General features: G+C 64.4%; 17 protein-coding genes. 2 read left to right on the forward strand and 15 right to left on the reverse strand.

Annotated features, from left to right (window positions below; all coding sequences use genetic code 11):
* Window positions 1-55 precede the first annotated feature (55 nt).
* From hemA to bchF, 14 genes are read right to left on the reverse strand one after another with little or no spacing between them, the layout of a single operon-like run.
* The gene (gene hemA / locus ACK4R0_RS08725; protein ID WP_409673194.1) at window positions 56-1,276 is read right to left on the reverse strand and encodes a 5-aminolevulinate synthase; all 1,221 of its coding nucleotides are present in this window, start codon (window positions 1,274-1,276) and stop codon (window positions 56-58) included.
* Window positions 1,266-2,081, reverse strand: coding sequence for a putative photosynthetic complex assembly protein PuhE (puhE, locus tag ACK4R0_RS08730; protein WP_409673197.1), 816 nt, complete (start codon window positions 2,079-2,081; stop codon window positions 1,266-1,268). Before puhE ends, hemA begins: the two co-directional genes overlap by 11 nt.
* 4 nt (window positions 2,082-2,085) lie before the next feature.
* A complete protein-coding gene (gene acsF / locus ACK4R0_RS08735; protein WP_409673200.1) occupies window positions 2,086-3,165 on the reverse strand; it encodes a magnesium-protoporphyrin IX monomethyl ester (oxidative) cyclase in 1,080 nt (359 codons plus the stop codon).
* 44 nt (window positions 3,166-3,209) lie between these two features.
* On the reverse strand, window positions 3,210-3,503 hold the full coding sequence (locus ACK4R0_RS08740; protein WP_409673202.1) for a hypothetical protein: 294 nt from the start codon (window positions 3,501-3,503) through the stop codon (window positions 3,210-3,212).
* Window positions 3,504-3,516: 13 nt separating this feature from the next.
* Entirely contained in the window at window positions 3,517-4,026 is a 510-nt protein-coding gene (gene puhC / locus ACK4R0_RS08745; protein ID WP_409673205.1) for a photosynthetic complex assembly protein PuhC, read from the reverse strand.
* The gene (gene puhB / locus ACK4R0_RS08750) at window positions 4,023-4,652 is read right to left on the reverse strand and encodes a photosynthetic complex putative assembly protein PuhB (RefSeq protein ID WP_409673208.1); all 630 of its coding nucleotides are present in this window, start codon (window positions 4,650-4,652) and stop codon (window positions 4,023-4,025) included. The genes puhC and puhB overlap by 4 nt, the downstream gene beginning before the upstream one ends.
* Entirely contained in the window at window positions 4,649-5,404 is a 756-nt protein-coding gene (gene puhA / locus ACK4R0_RS08755; protein ID WP_409673211.1) for a photosynthetic reaction center subunit H, read from the reverse strand. The genes puhB and puhA overlap by 4 nt, the downstream gene beginning before the upstream one ends.
* Before the next feature lie 45 nt (window positions 5,405-5,449).
* Window positions 5,450-6,883: a BCD family MFS transporter gene (locus tag ACK4R0_RS08760; protein ID WP_409673213.1), complete on the reverse strand. Its 1,434-nt coding sequence runs from the start codon at window positions 6,881-6,883 to the stop codon at window positions 5,450-5,452.
* Window positions 6,880-7,575 carry a magnesium protoporphyrin IX methyltransferase gene (bchM, locus tag ACK4R0_RS08765; RefSeq protein ID WP_409673295.1) on the reverse strand — a complete coding sequence of 232 codons (696 nt, stop codon included), beginning with the start codon at window positions 7,573-7,575 and terminating at the stop codon, window positions 6,880-6,882. Before bchM ends, ACK4R0_RS08760 begins: the two co-directional genes overlap by 4 nt.
* Window positions 7,575-8,468 (reverse strand): ferredoxin:protochlorophyllide reductase (ATP-dependent) iron-sulfur ATP-binding protein, encoded by an 894-nt coding sequence (gene bchL, locus ACK4R0_RS08770; protein ID WP_409673216.1) that lies wholly within the window; start codon window positions 8,466-8,468, stop codon window positions 7,575-7,577. Before bchL ends, bchM begins: the two co-directional genes overlap by 1 nt.
* Window positions 8,469-8,483: 15 nt before the next feature.
* Window positions 8,484-12,113, reverse strand: a complete 3,630-nt coding sequence (locus ACK4R0_RS08775; protein WP_409673218.1) for a magnesium chelatase subunit H — start codon at window positions 12,111-12,113, stop codon at window positions 8,484-8,486.
* Entirely contained in the window at window positions 12,103-13,761 is a 1,659-nt protein-coding gene (bchB, locus tag ACK4R0_RS08780; protein WP_409673221.1) for a ferredoxin:protochlorophyllide reductase (ATP-dependent) subunit B, read from the reverse strand. Before bchB ends, ACK4R0_RS08775 begins: the two co-directional genes overlap by 11 nt.
* 4 nt (window positions 13,762-13,765) lie before the next feature.
* Window positions 13,766-15,055: a ferredoxin:protochlorophyllide reductase (ATP-dependent) subunit N gene (locus ACK4R0_RS08785; RefSeq protein WP_409673224.1), complete on the reverse strand. Its 1,290-nt coding sequence runs from the start codon at window positions 15,053-15,055 to the stop codon at window positions 13,766-13,768.
* Window positions 15,052-15,627, reverse strand: a complete 576-nt coding sequence (gene bchF, locus ACK4R0_RS08790) for a 2-vinyl bacteriochlorophyllide hydratase (protein ID WP_409673226.1) — start codon at window positions 15,625-15,627, stop codon at window positions 15,052-15,054. Before bchF ends, ACK4R0_RS08785 begins: the two co-directional genes overlap by 4 nt.
* 231 nt (window positions 15,628-15,858) lie before the next feature.
* Here bchF and ACK4R0_RS08795 point away from each other — a divergent pair, with 231 nt between their 5' ends.
* Window positions 15,859-16,917 carry a B12-binding domain-containing protein gene (locus ACK4R0_RS08795; protein WP_409673229.1) on the forward strand — a complete coding sequence of 353 codons (1,059 nt, stop codon included), beginning with the start codon at window positions 15,859-15,861 and terminating at the stop codon, window positions 16,915-16,917.
* Between the two features lie 20 nt (window positions 16,918-16,937).
* The gene (gene ppsR, locus ACK4R0_RS08800) at window positions 16,938-18,368 is read left to right on the forward strand and encodes a transcriptional regulator PpsR (protein ID WP_409673298.1); all 1,431 of its coding nucleotides are present in this window, start codon (window positions 16,938-16,940) and stop codon (window positions 18,366-18,368) included.
* 17 nt (window positions 18,369-18,385) lie between these two features.
* Here ppsR and ACK4R0_RS08805 read toward each other — a convergent pair whose 3' ends face one another.
* Window positions 18,386-19,822, reverse strand: coding sequence for a hypothetical protein (locus tag ACK4R0_RS08805; protein WP_409673231.1), 1,437 nt, complete (start codon window positions 19,820-19,822; stop codon window positions 18,386-18,388).
* Window positions 19,823-19,916 lie beyond the last annotated feature (94 nt).

A 19,916-nucleotide genomic window follows, 5' to 3' on the forward strand; every position in this document is an offset into this window, starting at 1 on the left:
CGCCGAAGCGGGATTCCCGCGTTCGCGGGAATGACGGGTCAGAGAATTGGTTGGTTCAGGCAGCAACCGCGCGCCGGGCCAGTTCGCATTGCGACCAGATGTCGCTCAGCGCGTGGATCAACTTGTCGATATCGCCATCGGTGTGCACCGGCGAGGGCGTGATGCGCAGCCGCTCGGTGCCCTTGGGCACGGTGGGATAGTTGATCGGCTGCACATAGATGCCGTGATTGTCCATCAGCCAGTCGCTGATCCGCTTGCACTTGTGCGGATCGCCGACCATCACCGGGATGATGTGGCTGGGGTTGTCGAGATGGGTGATGCCCATCAGGTCGAGCCGCTTGCGCACCTTGGCGACGCGGTCCTGGTGGCGCGCGCGCTCCATCTGGCTGGCCTTGAGATGGCGGATGCTGGCGGTGGCGCCGGCGGCCAATGCGGGCGGCAGCGCGGTGGTGAAGATGAAGCCGCTGGCAAAGCTGCGGACGAAATCGCACAAGGCGCTCGAGGCCGCGATATAGCCGCCCATCACGCCGAACGCCTTGCCCAACGTGCCTTCGATGACCGTGATCCGGTCCATCAGGCCTTCGCGCTCGGCAATGCCGCCGCCGCGCGGGCCATACAGGCCGACCGCGTGGACTTCATCGATATAGCTCATCGCGCCGTGCTTTTCGCAGACATCGAGGATCTCGGCGATCGGGGCGATGTCGCCGTCCATCGAATAGACGCTCTCGAACGCCACCAATTTGGGACGGCCCGGCGCGATCCCTGCGAGCAGACGGTCGAGATCTTCGGGGTCGTTGTGCTTGAACTTGAGGCACTCGGCGCGACTGTGGCGGATGCCCTCGATCATCGAGGCGTGGTTGCCCGCATCCGACAGCACGACGCAGTTGGGCAGCCTGGCCGCGAGCGTGCCCAGGGCCGCCCAGTTGGAGACATAGCCCGAGGTGAACAGCAATGCCGCTTCCTTGCCGTGCAGATCGGCAAGCTCGGTTTCAAGCAGCACATGGTGGTGGTTGGTGCCCGAAATGTTGCGCGTACCGCCGGCGCCCGCGCCGCACTGGTCGATGGTTTCGTGCATGGCCTTGAGCACGGCAGGGTGCTGGCCCATGCCGAGATAATCGTTGGAGCACCACACGGTGACTTCGTCTGTACCTTCGTCAGTATACCGCGTGGCGTGCGGAAAGCGGCCGCGATGGCGTTCCAGTTCAGCGAAAATCCGATAGCGTCCTTCATCGCGGATCGTATCGATTTCGCTCTGGAAAAAGCCCTCATAATCCATAACCACTCTCCTTCTTCTTATCCTTGTCGGTTGCTGGAATTGCCCAGCGCCACAACGCGCCGTCCCTGAACGGCAACGCGAGAAACAGATGCTCGAGCGAACCAAGCGCTGCGAGGGTGAACACCAACGTGCCGCTGACGGCCGCGAAACTGTCGGCCGGGGCGGCAAGCGCGCGCATTCCCAAGTATAGCGACAGCGCGAGCAAGGCCACAAGGCTGAATGCCAATGCGCCATGCAGGCGGCGCGGGCCGAAATAGCTCTTCAGATATTCCAGATGCCCCGGCATGATCTCGTCGCTCATGTTGGGCACGCCGACGAACAGATTGAGCTTGGCCGAGAGGCGCAGCGCGAACAGCAGGCTGAAGATCACCGTGCCGGTGGGGTTGGCGCTGTCCCAGGTCAGCGACACCAGGATCACCATCACCGCGGCAATCGCCAGCTCGTGATAGATCAGCGTGGCTGCGGCGTCGGAAAACCGGCGCCAGCCGCGCGCCAGCGGATCGCTGACGATACGGCGGGGTCCGGCGACGATGCCGGTGAGGAAGGTCAGTTCGAGCCAGCCCCAGATCACCAGCGCCGCGCCGAAGCTGATATAGGCGTCCATCGCATCGGGACCCGACGCGCCGTGCCCATGGCCGACATAGACGATGACGCACAGGCAGATTCCGGCGGCAAAGCCCGCCCAGGAGATGCTGCGCGCAAACGTGTCCTTGCCGCGATTGGCCAGCCAGGCGACGACACCCGTGCTGCCGAACCAGGCAATCAGCACCACCAGAGCGGGCAGGATATGGCCGTACAGGCTCATGTCCTTACCAGGCCGGCTGCAGGCGGATGGTGGCAGGCAGACGGTTGGCCTTGCCGGGCATGAAGTACATCCGGGCAAACGCGGTGCCGGCACCCAGCATGCCACCGGCGCGCTGGATCAGACCACCGATGCCGCCCTTGGCCTTGCCAGCAGCAATGCGATCGGATGCCAACCGCAGCTTTTCAAACTGCGCGCGCATCTTGGGGTTGTCGGTATCGATCTCGACCGGGAAAACCTGACGGCTGATCGCGGTGGTGATGTCGAACACCTGGAAATCGTAATCGGTCGGGTTGACCCCCAACGCGGCGTGGAACACCGGGCGGCTGTGGTCGCGCACATACATGGTTGCATAGACCGACAGGATGAAGAACTTGATCCAGTAGACGTTCAACCCCTTGAGCAGCTTGGGGTCGGCATGCATCAGCATCGCAAACGCCTCGCCATGGCGGAACTCGTCGTTGCACCATTGCTCGAACCAGTTGAAGATCGGGTGGAAGCGGTTTTCCGGGTGCCGCGCCAGATGCCGGTAAATCGCTATATAGCGCGCATAACCGATCTTTTCCGACAGATAGACCGCATACCAGATGAATTTGGGCTGGAAGTAGGTGTACTTCTTCGTCTTGGTGAGGAAGCTCAGATCGATGCCGATCGACGCGTCCTTGAGCACTTCGTTGATGAACCCGGCGTGGCGGCTTTCATCGCGCGCCAGCAGCTTGAACAGCCGCTTCACGTCAGGGTTCTTGGTCCGCCGCGCGATCTCGGCATACAGGATGCAGCCCGAAAATTCCGACGTCAGCGAACTGACCAGAAAATCGATGAATTCGCGCCTGAGCTCGGGCTCGAGATTGTCGATGATGCCTTCGAACGATTCGCTGCGCCGGAAATGCGCCTTGTTCGGGTCGCCCTCCATATCGGCCATCAGCTGATCCCATTCGCGGCGTACCAGCGAGACGTCGATCGCGTTCAGCGCGTCAAAATCGGTGGTGTAAAAGCGCGGCGAGAGCACGGTATCCTGCGTCGCCAGCACCATCGTATCGGGCGCATCGGCAAGCGGAGCCGCTTTCACCTTTACCTGCATGTTCATCGCGCCACTCCCATTCTCGTCTGGCATTGTCATGTGGACAGCGTTCACCACCGGCTGGTGGTGAAGCTTACCTCGTAGAGTTCCTTGAGCTCGCCCATCGCGGTCAGTTTGGTCCATGCGCGCATCAATGCACCGGCTGGCTGCACCGTCGCCATGCGCTGGATCAAAATTGATTCGCCAAAACCGACAATTATCGGCGCGCCGTGCACCCGGACCTTGTCGCCCGGCTGGATCGCGATATCGCCTTCAAGCTCGACATGCGCATGGAAATGCGCCTCGCTCTGCTCCACCGCGATGCGGCAGGGCGTATCGAAGGCTGGCTCGCGGAACAGGCCCATTACTTCAACCCTCTCACTTCAACAGCGCTTCGAAGGTGGCGCGGTTGGTCGGCCCGAACGCGCCCAGCTCGACGATGCGGTTGGTCGCGGTGTCGGTGAGCGAGAGCGATCCATCGGTCCAGTGGTTGAGCTCGTACGGCGCCATCATCGGGATCGAGCGCTTCTGCCGCTCACGGCTCAACCCGCGCAGCACGCCGCGGACGAAGCCGCTGCCCTCGCCGTCATAGACGTGCACCGTCGCACCAGTGGAGGCATCGGTCACCACCACGGTGCCGTTGGGGCCATCGGCGAACTGCAGGATGCGGGTGGAAAGCGCGGTTGCAGCTTCTGCCGTGCGCACTTCGCTGGCCGATGGCGACGGCGCGATCCAGCCGAGCTGGGTCGCGCTGGTCAGCGCCAGGGTTACCAGCACCACGCCGCACGCCATCACCAGCGCGCCCCTGGGCACGGTGTTTTCATGGCTGTGGCCGTGGCCGTTATAGTTGTTAGCAGCAGCAGGAGCGCTGTGTTGGGCGGTGGTCATGCGACGGCTCCCTGAAGGCCTGCGGGCATCGTTTCTGCGGACTTCGATGGCACTTCCTGCGCGCGATCGACAGGTGCGATTGCCGCTACCGCGCGGGCCAGGCGTTCACCCACCACCGCGGCATCGGGCAGCGCGCGCAGCATCGGCTGCGGGTTGCCCAATTTCCACGGCCGCGCGTGCGGCCACAGCACCAGATAGCCCAATTTGTGCGGGCCGATCAGCTGCAGCGCAAGATCGCCCTCGACCGGACCCAGCGGACGCAGGTTGGCACCGCCGATCTTGGCGAGCGGCAGGTTGATGCACAGGTTGAGCGCGACGCCGATGCGGAGCACCACCCGCCGACTGGTCAGCGTGTAGACCGTGGTCCGCGCGACCGCCCAGGCATAGAGCATCAGCAAGCCGATACCGACTGCGCCTGCGATGATCGTGGCGATCACCCCGCCGGTGCTGCCGTTGGCGACGGCCAAGGCGACCAGCACCGCGAAGTACAGCCCGACGATGCGGGTGAAGAACGCACTGCGCGCCAGCAGCCGCCATTCGGGAGAACCCTGCCAGAGCAGCGTTTCGCCCTCGGGCAGTTCACCGGGCAGGCCCCGGATGGGCTCGTCATCATATTCCGTGATCATATCAGCGGCTCCTGCCGGGCACGGTTGGCGTAAAGATAACCGCCGCCAAAGTAGCCCGAGATCTTGTCTTCCTCGAGCCGGCTGATCTGGCCTGCGGTTTCGACCTGCGGGCAGCCGGAGAAGTCCGCAGCGTTGATTGCGTCGACGACGATCTGGCGGGCGGACTTGCGGACCTTCGCCATCGCCATCGGGGCGAGCGCATGCACGCCCTCGGCAGTGACGACCTCAAGGTATCGCACCTGATGCTCGGCACGATCGACCCAGATTTCCGATACGGTGCCTGCGACCGCGCCATCGGCGCCGATCACGGTCATGCCGCGCGGATCGGGATCGCCGCGTGCGATCGAAAAGCTGGGCTCGAGCGTCATCGGAACGATGCGGTTGCGGCCGAAGGCGTCGATGTCGGGCAGCGGGCTGCGCTGGGCATAGGCCGACGGGCCGATGCAGTCTGCCAGCGGGTTGCCGGTGGGGATGTAAGGATCGCCAGCGCCCGGGCCAGCCTTGCGCGCGGCGATGTTGAACGGCTCCTTGCCGATCGTCGGCGTGTACACCGTGCCGCGGCCGAAGGGCAGCTTGAACGACTTGGGGCTGGCATGGAGCAGCGGGCCACCCATGTTCAGCGAACGTCCGGTCAGCTCGTCTTCGAGCGGAAAGCCCTCGCGCCGGTCCTCTCGCCGCAGATAATATATCAGACCGATGAAAAAGACCACGAAGGCCCAGAAAGCGATCGATGCAACATCAATATTGCCCACGATATTGCCGTTAAACATGGCGATTACCTCTCTTCTTCAAAACCTTCATGTCGGGAACTCGGTGAGCCCGAACCGCGATTGCGGCAGCGCGGTATCGACCCGCTGGCCCCCGACAAGCGGGCCAAGCACGATCATCGTAACAAGCAGCAGAACGATCTCGATCAGGTAGACGGTGCCATAGCCCGTCGCGCGATAGGCCAGCGTGTGGCCGATCTGGTCCGCCAGCGCGAGCGCCGAGACCCCATCGCGGATCAGCCCGCCGGCCAGGATCGCAAGGCCGGCGCAGCTCGCCTGCACCGCGCCCCAGGCGCCCAGTGCCAGGCCCGATCCCTTGTGCTGGCCGCTGCCCGCGATTGCCATGATCGCGCTGAGCGTGCCCACCGAGAACAGGCCCGAGCCGATGCCGATCGACAGCGCTCCGGCGAACACCATTTCGCTGGCATCGAGCGGCACCGCAAACAGCAGCATGGCAAACGCCAGCATGCCGACGACCGCGCCGAAGCCTGCCAGCCGCAGCGGATCGGCGCCTGCACCAAGGCGGCGCGCGGCATAGGCAAAGCTCAGCAGCATGCCGAACGCCCACAGCCCGGTCAGCATCGTTGTCGCGCCAACCGACATTCCCAGAATCTCGCCGCCGAACGGTTCGAGCAGCACGTCCTGCATGCTGAACGCTGCGGTACCGCAGCCGATCGCCGCAAGCAGCCGCGCATTGCGTGCTTCTGCGGTGAATTCGCGCCAGACGACCGAGAATTTCGGGGTTGGGCGTTCGGGCCGGGTGGTCGAGGGGCGGCGCGCCTCCTGCTTCCACAAGGCGATGATGTTGAGCGCCATCGTGAACATCGCCGCGCCCTGGACGATCGCGACCAGCCGTGTCGCCGAGAAGTCGGCGAGCAGCGAGCCCATCACGAACGCGGCGATCATCATGCCGACCAGCAGCATCACGAACATCAGCGCGACGACGCGGGGGCGGGTGTCTTCGGGCGCCAGATCGGTGGCGAGCGCGAGCCCAGCGGTCTGCGTGGTGTGCATGCCAAGGCCCGTGAGCAGGAACGCGACTGCGCCTGCGATCAAGCCGACTGTAAAGGTGTCGGGCCGCGACAGCAGCAGCAGCGCGAACGGCATGATCGCCAGGCCGCCGAACTGGAGCAGCGAGCCGAACCAGATATAGGGCACCCGGCGCCAGCCGAGCATCGACTTGTGGTTGTCCGACTTGTGGCCGATCAGCGCGCGGAACGGCGCGACCAGCAAAGGTATCGCGATCATGAGCCCGACCAGCCAGGCAGGCGTGCCGAGTTCGACGATCATCACCCGGTTGAGCGTGCCGTTGAGCAGCACCGTTGCCACGCCGACGGTCACCTGGAAAAGCGACAGCCGCAGCAGACGGCCGATCGGCAGTTCCGCGCTCGCCGCATCGGCGAACGGCAGGAAGCTGCTTCCCAGGCCGGTGAAGAACCGGGTCGAGACGCCGGCAAGGTTCATGCGCGCGTCACCATCATCGCGTGGCTGGTGTAGAAGCCGCTGACGATGCGTTCGCTCGCGGCGATGCCATGGCTGGGGAGACGCTGGGCAAGCAATCTCGACAGCTTCGCTTCGGCCACCGGGACGATCGCGGGTGCGCGATCGGATTTGGGAAAGAGTTTCCCGGTGGCATGCATCGCCGCGAGCAAGGGTGTCCGCGGAGCGAAAGTGAAGGCGATGTTGGGCGAGCGCTGCGCCAGCGAGGCGAGCACGTCGACGATATCGCCGGTCTGATAGTGGATCAGCGAGTCCATCGCGACGACATGGTCGAATTCGCCCAGCGCCGGATCGAGCATATCGCCGACCCGCCAGTCGATATCGAGCCCCTGCGGCGCACGTTCGCGCGCGACATCGACCAGCCCGCCCGAAATATCGATCGCGGTGACGTGCGCGCCGAGTTGCGCGGCGGCGACGGCCAGCGAACCGGTGCCGCAGCCTGCATCGAGGATACGCATGCCGGTGAGGTCATCGGGCAGCCAGTCGAGCAGCATCGCGCGCATCCGGTCGCGGCCCGCGCGCACGGTGGCGCGGATGCCGCTGACCTTGGCGTCCGAAGTCAGGTCGACCCAGTTCTGCCGCGCGGTGCGGTCGAAATAGGTTTCGAGCCTGCCGCGATAGCTGTCGTAGGTGGAGCGGGGGGCGTGGCTGGCCATCATTCAAACCCTAGGAAGTCGAAGATGTCGCGGTCCTTCATCGGCATCGCGTCGAGCGGGTCGGTACCTGCCCAGAGCGTGGCGGCGAGCCGCAGATACTCGGTTTTCACCGCCTCGATCTCGGGGGTCGAATCCATTTCGAAGATGGTGCACTTTTTCAAACGGCTGCGACGGATCGCGTCGAGATCGGGGAAATGCGCCAGCGTCTTGAGGCCCGTCGCCTCGTTGAAGCGGTCGATCTCGTCGGTCGCGGCCGAGCGGTTGGCGATCACGCCCGCCATGCGCACGTCGTAGTTCTTCGACTTGGCCTTGATGGCGGCAACGATGCGATTCATCGCGAAGATGCTGTCGAAATCGTTGGCGGCGACGACCACGGCGCGTTCGGCATGCTGCAGCGGGGCGGCAAAACCGCCGCACACCACATCGCCCAGCACGTCGAAGATCACCACGTCAGCGTCTTCGAGCAGATGGTGCTGCTTCAAGAGCTTGACCGTCTGCCCGACGACATAGCCGCCGCAGCCGGTGCCCGCAGGCGGGCCGCCGGCCTCGACGCACATCACGCCGTTGAAGCCTTCGAACATATAATCTTCAGGTCGCAGCTCTTCGGAGTGGAAGTCGACGGTTTCGAGCACGTCGATCACCGTCGGCATCAGCTTCTTGGTCAGCGTGAAGGTGCTGTCGTGCTTGGGATCGCAACCGATCTGCAGCACCCGCTTGCCGAGCAGCGAGAGCGCGGCGGACAGGTTGGAAGAGGTGGTCGACTTGCCGATGCCGCCCTTGCCGTAAACGGCAAACACCTTGGCGCCGGTGATCTCGTCGCGCGGGTCGAGCGCAACCTGGGTGCTGCCTTCGCCGTATCCGGGGGGCGCGCTGCCGTGGTCTAAAAGGCTCATATCAATAAACTCCCGTCATTCTGCTGCGATCAGGCCTTCCAGCCTGTCTTCGATATCGTCCGCGGCTGCGCGCAGCGCTGCCAGGGTAGCGGCATCCGGTTCCCACAGCCGGCGGTCGCATGCTTCCAGAAGGCGTTCGGCAACACGCGCCGAGGCTTTCGGATTGAGCGTGGCGAGACGTGCGCGCATCGCATCGTCGAGCACATAGGTTTCGCTGATCTGCTGATAGACCCAGGGTGCGACCTGGCCGGTGGTGGCCGACCAGCCCATCGTCGTGGTGACATGGCCCTCGATCTGGCGGACGCCCTCGAAGCCGTGCTTGAGCATGCCTTCGTACCATTTGGGGTTGAGCATCCGGGTGCGGGTTTCGCGGTCGATCTGTTCGGACAGCGTGCGCACCTTGGCGGGGCCTTCGGTGGCATCGACGATATAGACCGGCGCAGCCTTGCCGCCGCGCGCGCGGGTGACCGAGCGGCTGACGCCGCCCAGCGCATCGACATACTGGTCGATATCGGTGACGCCCAGTTCGACCGAGTCGAGGTTCTGGTAGGTGAACTCGACCGAGGACAATGCGCTTTCGAGCAGTTCGCGGTGCTTTACCGGTGCGCCTGTGCGGCCATAGGCATAGCCCTTGTGGGTCTCGAAGGCTTCGGCGAGCTCGTCGGGATCGGCCCAGGCACCGCCGTCGATCATCATGTTGACCTGCGCGCCATAAGCACCCTCGGCATTGGAGAAGACGCGCAACGAGGCGGTCTCCATGTCGCAGCCGATGCGGTCGGCATGGGCCAGCGTGTGCTTGCGCACGAAGTTCAGCGTTTCGGGCTCGTCGGCGGTGGAGGCGAGCCAGGCGGCTTCGGCGATCATCCGGGTCTGCAGCGGGAGGAGGTCGCGGAACACACCCGACAGGGTTGCGATCACGTCGATCCGCGGACGGCCAAGCTCTGCCAGCGGGATCAGCTCTGCGCCAGCCAGACGGCCGTACGAGTCGAAGCGCGGGCGCGCACCCAGCAGGCACATGACCTGCGCGATCTGCGTGCCTTCGGTCTTGAGGTTGTCGGTGCCCCACAGCACCATCGCGATGCTTTCTGGCACCGGATCGCCGGCTTCGGCATGCCGTGCCAGCAAAGCTTCGGCCTGGACCGTGCCGGTGGCGCAGGCAAAGGCGCTGGGGATGCGGAAAGGATCGAAACCGTGGGTGTTGCGCCCGGTGGGCAGCACTTCGGGGTTGTGCAGGATATCACCGCCCGGCGCCGGACGAACATAGCCGCCGTCGAGCGCATGGACCAAAGCGCCCAATTCGTCGTTGGCCGAAAGCTTGGCGTCGAGTTCTTCGCGAGTCGAGCCATTGTCGGCAGCGGCGAGCGCATTAAGGAAGGCCTCGCGTTCTTCGCCTTCGAGCTGGCTGCCCAGCACGTGCAGGCCGAAGGGGATCAGCGCGCGTTCGAGTTCGTACAGATTGCCCGCGAGCGCCGCGATATCCGAACCATCGATATCGAGCTTGGTCGCCGCATCGCGGATCATGATCTCCAGCGCGGCGCGTTCGACGCCCTCGCCTGCCAGTGAACGCCAGCGTTCGACCAGCGCTTTCAGATCGGCGAAGCCCTTGTACAGGCCGGCTTCGGCGAGCGGCGGGGTGAGATACGACACCAGCGTCGCACCCGAGCGGCGCTTGGCGATGATGCCTTCGGACGGATTGTTGGCGGCGTAGAGATAGAAATTGGGGACGGTGCCCAGCAGACGGTCGGGCCAGCAATCGCCCGAAAGGCCTGCCTGCTTGCCCGGCATGAACTCGAGCGCGCCGTGGGTGCCGAAGTGCAGCAGCGCATCGGCGCGGAAGTCTTCGCGGATCCAGCGATAGAATGCGGCGAAAGCGTGCGTGGGCGCAAAATCGCCATCGAACAGCAACCGCATCGGGTCGCCCTCATAGCCGAAGCTGGGTTGCACGCCGACGAACACGTTGCCGAACTGCTTGCCGAGCACGTGGATCGACCAGCCGTCGCTGTTCAGCTTGCCGGGCGCGGGGCCCCACTGCTTTTCGATCGCGCGCAGATGCGGCTCGTTGGTGACGTGATCGTCGGTCGAAATCCGCACCGCGACATTGGCGTCCGAACCGAAGCGTTCCGAATTGCCCTTGAGGATCGCATCGCGCAGGCCATCGACGGTGGCAGGGGCGGAGCAGTCATAGCCCTCTGCCGCCAGCCGGTGCAGCGTCGCGTGGAGCGATTCGAACACGGCGAGGTGCGCCGCGCTGCCGGTGGCACCGGCATTGGGCGGGAAGTTGAACAGGATGATCGCCAGCTTGCGCTTGGCGCGCGCGGAGCGGCGCAGCGTCACCAGTTTCTCGACCTTGGCGGCGAGCATCTCGGCGCGCTCGGGGCAGCTTTGCATCGCGCGCATCGCGTCGGGCGCGGTGAACAGGCAATGGCGTCCGCAGCCATCGCAGGGCTCGCCCGCGCCATCGGAGCGACCGCCGAAAACATGCGGCATGATCGCGCCGTCAAGCTCGGGGATCGCGACCATCATCGTTGCTTCGAGCGGCAGCAGGCCCTGATGGCGGCTGCCCCATTGCTCGAGGGTCTGGAACTCGATCGGGTGCGCCGCGATATACGGCAGGTCCATGCCTGCAAGGATTTCTTCGGCAGCGGCAGCATCGTTATAGGCGGGGCCGCCGACCAGCGAGAAGCCGGTGAGGTTGATCACTGCATCGACCACCGGCTGGCCATCGCGCATCAGGAACTTGTCGATCGCAGGGCGCGCATCGAGGCCGCTGGCGAACACCGGAACAACGTTGAGCCCACGCGCTTCCAGCGCCGCAATCACGCCATCGTAATGCGCGGCGTCCTTGCCGAGCAGATACGAGCGCAGCAGCACCAGACCGACCGTTCCGCTCGCCTTGGCATTGCGCGGCAGCGCCTGGGCATCCTCGGTGATCTTGTCGGCGATGGCGGGGTGATACAGGCCGAGTTCGGGATATTCACGCGGTGCCTGCGCAGGCGTGGTGCCCTTGAGCGCAGCACGATCGCCTGCGGCGTAGCGGTCGATCAGGCCGCGGATCATCGAGACGACATTGTCGTCGCTGCCCGCCAGCCAGTATTGCAGGGTGAGGAAATAATGCCGCACGTCCTGCGCGGTGCCGGGGATGAACTTGAGGATCTTGGGCAGCCGGCGCAGCATCTTCATCTGCCCGGCGCCCGAACTGGCCCCCGGCTTGGAAGATCCGCGAAGCTTCTTGAGCAGCGCCAGCGGACCGCGCGCGGGCGCATCCATGCGGTAGCCGCCCATGCGGGTCAGTTTGACGATATCGCCCGCCGACATAAGGCCCAGCATCGCATCGCACTGCTCACGCCGCGCTTCGAGCGCGGGGTGGATCGCGCGAACATGGTCCTCGAGGAACAGCATGGTCGCGATGACGATGTCGGCGCGCGCGATATCGGCGCGGGCAGCATCGAGCGAGCCTGGATCGCGGTCCCAGTCGGCAGCGGCGTGGAAGCCGATCGACAGGCCGGGCAGGTCCTTGACCAAAGTCGCTTCGGCGCGGTCGACAGCACCCGACAGATGGTTGTCGAGCGTGATGAACACCACGCGGATCGCCGCGGAACGGCCTTTTGCGGGCTTGGCCAGGTTTTGGGGGGCTCTAGCGGGCATAATGGGCCTTCGCATCATAGAGCGTATCGAGGGATATCGATGAAAGGCCGCGCTCTTCGGCATACCGTTCGGTGTTCCGCCGCGCTTTGCCGCGGACGAAAAAGGGGATCTTCTTGAGTTCGGTTTCGGCTTCGGCGGTCCAGCGGACCAGTTCGAGGACATCGCCATGTGAAGGAGCCAAATCCTCCCCTGCAAGGGGAGGGGGACCAGCCACGGGCTGGTGGAGGGGTGTCATGCTATCGTGAGGGCTATACCCCTCCGCCTCGCTGACGCGAGCCACCTCCCCTTGCAGGGGAGGATTTTGGGTCGTGCCATGCGCCAGGTGGCTCGCGCCGGCACCGTCGTGGAATTCCGGATCATCGCGGAACATGGTGAGCAGATGCTCTTCCAGCCCCATCACCAGCGGATGCACCCAGCTGTCGAACAGCACGTTGGCGCCTTCGAAGCCCATTTGCGGGCTGTGCCGCGCGGGGAAATCCTGCACGTGCACCGGCGCCGAGATCACTGCGCAGGGCACCGAGAGGCGCTTGGCGATGTGGCGTTCCATCTGCGTGCCCAGCACCAGCTCGGGGTGCGCGGCAGCGATGGCGTCCTCGACTTCGAGATGATCGTCGGTGATCAGCGGCTCGACACCATGTTCGGCGGCGGCTGCGCGGATATCGCGGGCGAATTCGCGGTTGTAGCAGCCCAGGCCGCAGACCACGAAGCCAAGCTCGTCGCGTGCGACTCGGGCAGCGGCGATGGCATGCGTCGCATCACCGAAGATGAAGACCCGCTTGCCCGTAAGATACGTCGAATCGACCGAGCGGCTCCACCAGGGCATCCGCGCTTCGGCAAGATCGAGTGCCGGTGCGGCATCGACACCGGCAAGGCCAGCGACTTCGCGGATGAAATCGAGTGTTGCGCCGTGGCCGATCGGGATCGTCTTGGTGAAGGGCTGCTTGAAGGTCTTCTCCAGCCAGCGCGCTGCGGTGTCGGCGATTTCCGGATACATCACGATGTTGAAATCGGCATCGCCGAGCCGTGCAATATCCGCCGCGCCTGCCCCCATCGGCGCGGTGACGTTAATCTCTATGCCGAGCGCAGCCAGAATCTTCGCGATCTCGACGATATCGTCGCGATGGCGAAAACCCAGTGCGCTCGGCCCAAGCAGGTTCGCTTTGGGACGCGGAGAACCTGCCTGGCGCGATGCGGGGCGGGAGGAATCCCCGACCGCGAGAGTTCTGACAATCTGGTAGAAAGTCTCCGAAGCACCCCAGTTTTCCTTGCGGGAATAGCTGGGCAGCTCGAGTGGAATGACGGGAATGGAAAGCCGCATCGCCTGGGCCATGCCAGCGGGGTCATCCTGGATCAGTTCGGCGGTGCACGACGATCCGACCAGCAGGGCGGCGGGATTGTAGCGGGCAACCGCATTGCGCGCGGCGGTCTGGAACAGCTCGGCTGTATCCTTGCCCAGATCGCGCGCCTGGAAGGTGGTGTAAGTGACCGGAGGACGCTTGCCGCGCCGTTCGATCATCGTGAACAGCAGGTCGGCATAAGTGTCGCCCTGCGGCGCGTGCAGCAGGTAATGCACGTCGGTCATACCGGTCGCGACCCGCATTGCCCCTACGTGAGGAGGCCCTTCATAGGTCCAGACCGATAGCTGCATGACCCTATACCCTCAACACGTCGCGGCGACGAATCGGCCGGGCAAAAAGTTCAGCGAGATCACCCGCCTGGTCGAAACCATGGATCGGCGAGAACACCAGTTCGATCGCCCATTTGGTGGTGAAGCCTTCCGACTCGAGCGGGTTGGCGAGGCCAAGGCCGCACACGGTGATGTCGGGCTTGGAGGCGCGCACCCGGTCGAGCTGCTTGTCGACATCCTGGCCTTCGCTGATCACGGTGCCGACCGGCAGCTGCGCCAGTTCGGCGGCCATGTGCTGGCGGTGCAGATAGGGCGTTCCGACCTCGACCGGGATCATGCCGAGCTCGACATGCAGGAAGCGCGCGAGCGGCAGTTCGAGCTGCGAATCGGGGAGGAAGAAGATGGTCTTGCCTTCGAGCCGCGCCCGGCTGTGCTCGAGCGCGCGCTTGGCGCGTTCGCGGCCGGGAGCAACGACGCTGCGGAAGTGCATTTCATCGATGCCGAATGCGTTTGCCGCTGCGCGCAGCCAGTCGGTGGTGCCTTCCGCGCCGAACGGGAAGGCAGACGGCAGATGCACCGCGCCGCGATCTTCGAGTGCCAGCGCGGTATCGCCGAGGAACGGCTGCGCGAGCAGGAAGCGGGTATCGGGGCCGACAGCGGGCAGATCGCGCGAGGACCGTGCCGGCAGGCAGGCAACGTTGGTGATCCCCATCTCACGCACCAGCCGCAGCAGCTGGTCTTCGACGATATCGGGAAGCGCGCCGACGATCAGCAGCTGCTGGGCCGAGCCTTCGGGAAGCTGCGGCATGAACGGCACCAGCGAGGCAAGGCACGCGTCCTCACCCTGGGTAAAGGTGGTTTCGATGCCGCTGCCCGAATAGTTGACGATTCGCACATCGGGGAGGAAGGCGCCAGCAAGCCTGTGGGCGGCGCGCGCCAGATCGAGCTTGATCACTTCCGACGGGCAGCTGCCCACCAGGAACAGGGTGCGGATTTCGGGGCGGCGAGCCAGAAGACGGCGGACGACTCGGTCGAGCTCTTCATTGGCATCGGCCAGGCCCGCCAGATCGCGTTCCTCGATGATCGCGGTGGCAAAGCGCGGCTCGGCAAAGATCATCACGCCAGCGGCCGATTGCAGCAGATGCGCGCAGGTGCGCGATCCGACGACGAGGAAGAACGCGTCGGGCATCTTGCGGTGCAGCCAGACGATGCCGGTGAGGCCGCAGAACACTTCGCGCTGGCCGCGTTCGCGCAGGACAGGAGCGCTGGTGCAGCCGGCTTCGGCGATGGCGGGAGCGGGCGCGGTGGCGATCATGATGCCACCGCCAGTCCGTTAGGACGTTGCGACTCGGTGTTGAGCGCACCCTGCAGCCGGGCGACGCGGAGCTTCCAGAGAAACTGGCCCGCATTGATGACATAGGCGCCATAACCACCAAGCGCGACACCCATCCGGGCCTCGATGCTGCCGATGCCGCCCAGCAGCATCACCAGATAGCCTGTGTGCAGCGCGAGCACGAGCATCGAGACGGCGTCTTCCCAGAAGAACGCAGGTGCAAACAGCCATTTGCCGAAGACCACCTTCTCCCAGATCGATCCGGTGATCATGATCGTGTAAAGCGTGAGCGTCTTGACGATGATCGAGACGTCGGCGGCAAAGGCGCCCTCGCCTGTTACAAGATAGCGCACGACCAGCGCGAGGCTGCCGAGGAAGATGAAGAACTGAACGGGTGCGAGCACGCCCTGGACGAGGGTCCACACGGTCGAATCGCGGCGCTGGCGTTCTTCGGCCGTATAAAGCGAACCGGGCGCCGCCTGGTACGAGCGAACAGCATGATCGCCTGTAAAGTCGCGCTTTTCCGCAGGTCTAGGCTGGTTTTCCAGTCGCATAAGCGCCGTTGCGTCTCCCGTTTCAATAACTGAAACCTACCCCTCGCCCGGCAAAAGTGTCAAGTTAAATTGACGTATAGTTTTCTTGACAAAAAGCAGGTTGTCAGGCCCACTGGACAGGCGTAGGGTTGGAGCCTGGCGAGGGAACGGTCCAAGAAGTCTCCAGCCTCCAGGCCGATGCACGATCCGATCAGGGACCGGGATGCATCGACAAGACCAGGAGAGTCGGGAATGGCCTCAGTTTTTGGCATCGATCTGATAAAATCGACGACAGGACTGTTTCGCAGCGCCCGTTCGCGCAAGAATACGTCGCCATGGGACGGCGAGCAGACCGGCCACGGCCGACTTGCCAACCCCCATCCCAGCGACCATGTAGGCCGCCTCGTGGAGGACGAAATCATTCCACGGCTGCTGATGGTGCACCAGGATGATCCGCGAATGAGCCACTTTCCTGCCGAAACCACCGCGACGATGAGCCCGGGCGCCATGTCGGGCCACGGCGCCGGACCGGACAACAACGGGTTCCGCGAACCGTCAGGCACACAATCGAATGACAACATGAACGATACCAAGGCGGCCACCGCCGTCGATACCATGACGATCGAACCGATATTCGATGAAGCCGCGATCCGCGATTTCGCCTCGCAGGTGCTGTTGCACGAGGTCGAGACGCTTTCCGATATGGTGACGACGTATCTGGACCTGAACATTGCGCCTGAAACGATCTTCATCCAGCTGATTGCCCCTGCCGCGCGCGAGCTGGGCGACAAATGGACTCGCGACGAATGCGACTTCGTCGATGTCACGATGGGCCTGTGGCGGCTGCAGTCGCTGCTGCGCACCGTAGCGACTTGGGCGCCGCCCTCACCCGGATGGAACCTGCGTTCGAACAAGGCCCTGTTCACGGCGATGCCCGGCGACCAGCACAGTCTGGGGACGCTGATCATCTCGGAGTGCTTCCAGCGCGCCGGCTGGGAAGTCGAGACGTTGATCGAACCACAGCAATCCGACGTTTTGCAGGCATTGAGCGCGACGTCGTTTGACGTGGTTGGATTGACAGTAACGACCGATTTTTATATTGCGGCGGTTCCCAAGCTGCTGACTGCGATGAGAAGTGTGTCCTGTAATCCCAATATGGCGATCATGATCGGCGGTCCGGCCCTTGGCTATGACCCTGCACGTGCGCGCGATCTGGGCGCAGACGGGACCGCGCCTGACGCTCAAGCGGCGCTCGCGCTGGCTGACGAACTCGTATCTGCCGGGGTTGAGCGCGTAGCTCTTTCGTTTTGAAGTCCGCTCCCGGCGTGGCAATGAAAAAGGACGAGCTTTCCGCGATCCCCATGCCTTTTCGCGACCTCAAAGGCGTCGTTGGCACACTTGAAATCGGTGCAGCACTCGCGTTGGTGCTGGCCGCAGGCGATATAGCACTGGCGCTCGATTCAGACGGCGTCATCAGCGATGTTTCCGTCAGTGTCGACGACATGCCCGACCTCAGCGGCTGGATAGGCAGGCGCTGGGAGGACACCGTTGCGCTTGATAGCAAGCCCAAGATCAACGAGATGCTCGCCAGTCATTCAACCGGAGCGCCCGAGCGCTGGCGGCAGGTCAACCATCCTGGCCCCGACGGCAACCTTCCCATCCATTACCGCCTCGTCGATCTGGGCGCGGGCAACCCGCGCATGGCGATCGGCCGTGACGTGCGCGCCTGGGCCAGCCTGCAGCAGCGCCTGTTGCAGACCCAGCAGTCGCTCGAACGCGATTATCTCAAGCTGCGGCAAACCGAGGCGCGCTTCCGCCTGCTGTTCGATATGATCACCGATCCGGTTTTGGTCATCGATGCCAGCACGCGTCGGATCAGCGCAGCCAACCCTGCCAGCTACCGCCTGTTCGGCGCCAAGTCAGGCGCGCTGGAAAACCGCGATCTCGCCAATGTGATCGGTGGCATTTCGCGCGACGATCTGATCGCCAGCCTGGGCGGCGCAACCGCGACCGGCGAGCGCTGCGAAATGGACATCAGCATCGCCGAAGGCCTTCCGCCGATGAAGCTGACCGCGATGCCGTTCCGCCAGGACAACGGCCGCCAGTTCATGATCCGGTTGTCGAAATCGGGCGATTCCGCGGTCGCGGACGGCGACCAGCGCCCGTTGCACGAGCTGATCGAGCGTATGCCCGATGCCTTCGTGCTCACCGATGGCGCGATGCAGATCATCACCGCCAACTCGGCGTTCATCGATCTGGTGCACGGCAGCTCCAAGGAAGCGATCACCGGCCAGCCGCTGGGACGCTTCATCGGCCGCCCGGGCATCGATGTCGATCTGATGCGCAAGCAGCTCGACACCCATGGCCAGGTGCGCAATGCCACCACCATCGTCCACGCCGACGATGCCATCGAAGAGGCGATCGAGGTTTCAGGCGTCAAGACCGACAGCCAGGGCGGGCATTACGGCTTTGCCATCCGCACCGTCAGCCGTCGTATGCGCGATCTGCCGCCTGCCGACCGCGACCTTCCCCGCTCGGTCGACCAGCTGACCGAGCTGGTCGGGCGAATGCCGCTGCGCGAGATCGTGCGCGAATCGACCGACCTGATCGAGCGCATGTGCATCGAGGCGGCGCTTGCCTATACCTCGGACAACCGCGCCTCTGCCGCCAAAATCCTGGGGTTGAGCCGCCAGAGCCTGTATTCCAAGCTGCATCGCCACGGCCTTGACAATCTGGTCGGGCGCAAGGATGAGCTCAGCTAGCGCGGGGTACCCCGCGCCTACCTGCCGATCAGCCCGAGCGCGTGGCGGATAAAGGCATCCCGATCGAGAACCCACCGCGCTTCCGGCGCAAGCTGCGGGTCGACAAAGCTCCAGCCTTCGGGTGAATAGGCCCGGCGAAAATTCCCTTGCGTGCCGAAGGCCAGCGACACCATCCGCTGCTGCGCCTTGGTCGTGTGCTCCTGTCCGATCACGGTGGGCGTGCCCGGCTCCACCCCCAGCCCCTGCATCCCCAGCCTGAAGACGAACGGCTCGGTGCGAAAGCTATCGACCACGGTGTTCTGGAACACCGACAGATAGACCTGATCGAGTGCGCCCAGCGGCGTTGCCGGCATCCGCCAGTCGGGGCTGACGAAGATGTTCCAGGGGTGGTTTTCGGGCGCGCCGTAGACGATCTCGGTGCGCAGATCGACCAAAGCGTCGCGCGGCGCCTGCGTCGGCGCCACGCGCTTCAGCCGCAGATTGTTCGACCAGGTGAAGCCGAACGCCGAGATATCGACCAATGGCATCGCCGATGGCACCGTGGCGCCCGGCAGGTTGGCGACGGTCACATCCTCGTAGATGCGCAAATACGCCTTGTCCTTGAGCTGGTGTCCGCTCGCAACATCGATCCAGCCCTTCTGCCCGTACCAGACCGAGTTGCGCAGATGCGAGACCAGCGTGCCGTTGATATAGGTCGAGTGTTCCTGGTCGACATTGTCGCCGACGTTGCCGCGAATCTCGCTGTCCTCGATATAGACCATGGTCTGCCCGCCGGGCACGAACAGCGCATTCTTGCCGCCGAAAAGCTTGGCCCTGCGAATCACCGCGGTGAGCAGCCCCGGCCGGGTGACCCCCAGCACCTCGAGATGCACCGCACCCTTGGCCTCGCCCGCGCCGGGAAAGTCGAGCGCGATATCGCGCATCTCGAAATGGATCCGCTGCGGCCCGAGATCGAACATGCGCGGATTGATCGTCGCCCAGGCATCGTCGGTGCGGAAGGTTACCGGGATGCCGGGGACCGACGAGCGGAAGATGTATTGCGTGCCCTGCGTCGCGCCGGTGATCTGCGGCATCCATGGCGCGAAGGGATAGACACAGGGCTGTCCCGCGCCATCCAGGGCCTCGTAGATGAACTCGTATCCGCCCTCGACCCGCCCACCCAGCGACTCAGCCGATTGCCCGGCATACACCTCACGCCTCGCCGCCCGCGAAGCATCGCACCTTATCCGCAAAGTCACCGCCGGCGGACGAAGACCCTGCATCGGCATGTAGAACGGATAGGACCGGTCGCGCTGCGCAGCGTTAGGCGGCTGGGCAATCGTGACATTCTCGGTCGGGTCGAGCGCTTCCGTTTCGAGCACCACCCCGGACGTCTGCGCCGCAGGCCCGGCGGAGGAAAAGAGCAGCCCCGGCACACACGCCAGCACGATCGCCCCTCTGGACAGTGACATCATCGGTGTTCGGCTCCCCTCGTGACCCATCCCTATTGCCCGATATTGGGTATCGCCGCTACCGACGCCTCGTTATCACGAGAAGCTTATCGACTGT

It is taken from the genome of Blastomonas sp. (assembly GCF_046294995.1).
Classification (GTDB): domain Bacteria; phylum Pseudomonadota; class Alphaproteobacteria; order Sphingomonadales; family Sphingomonadaceae; genus Blastomonas.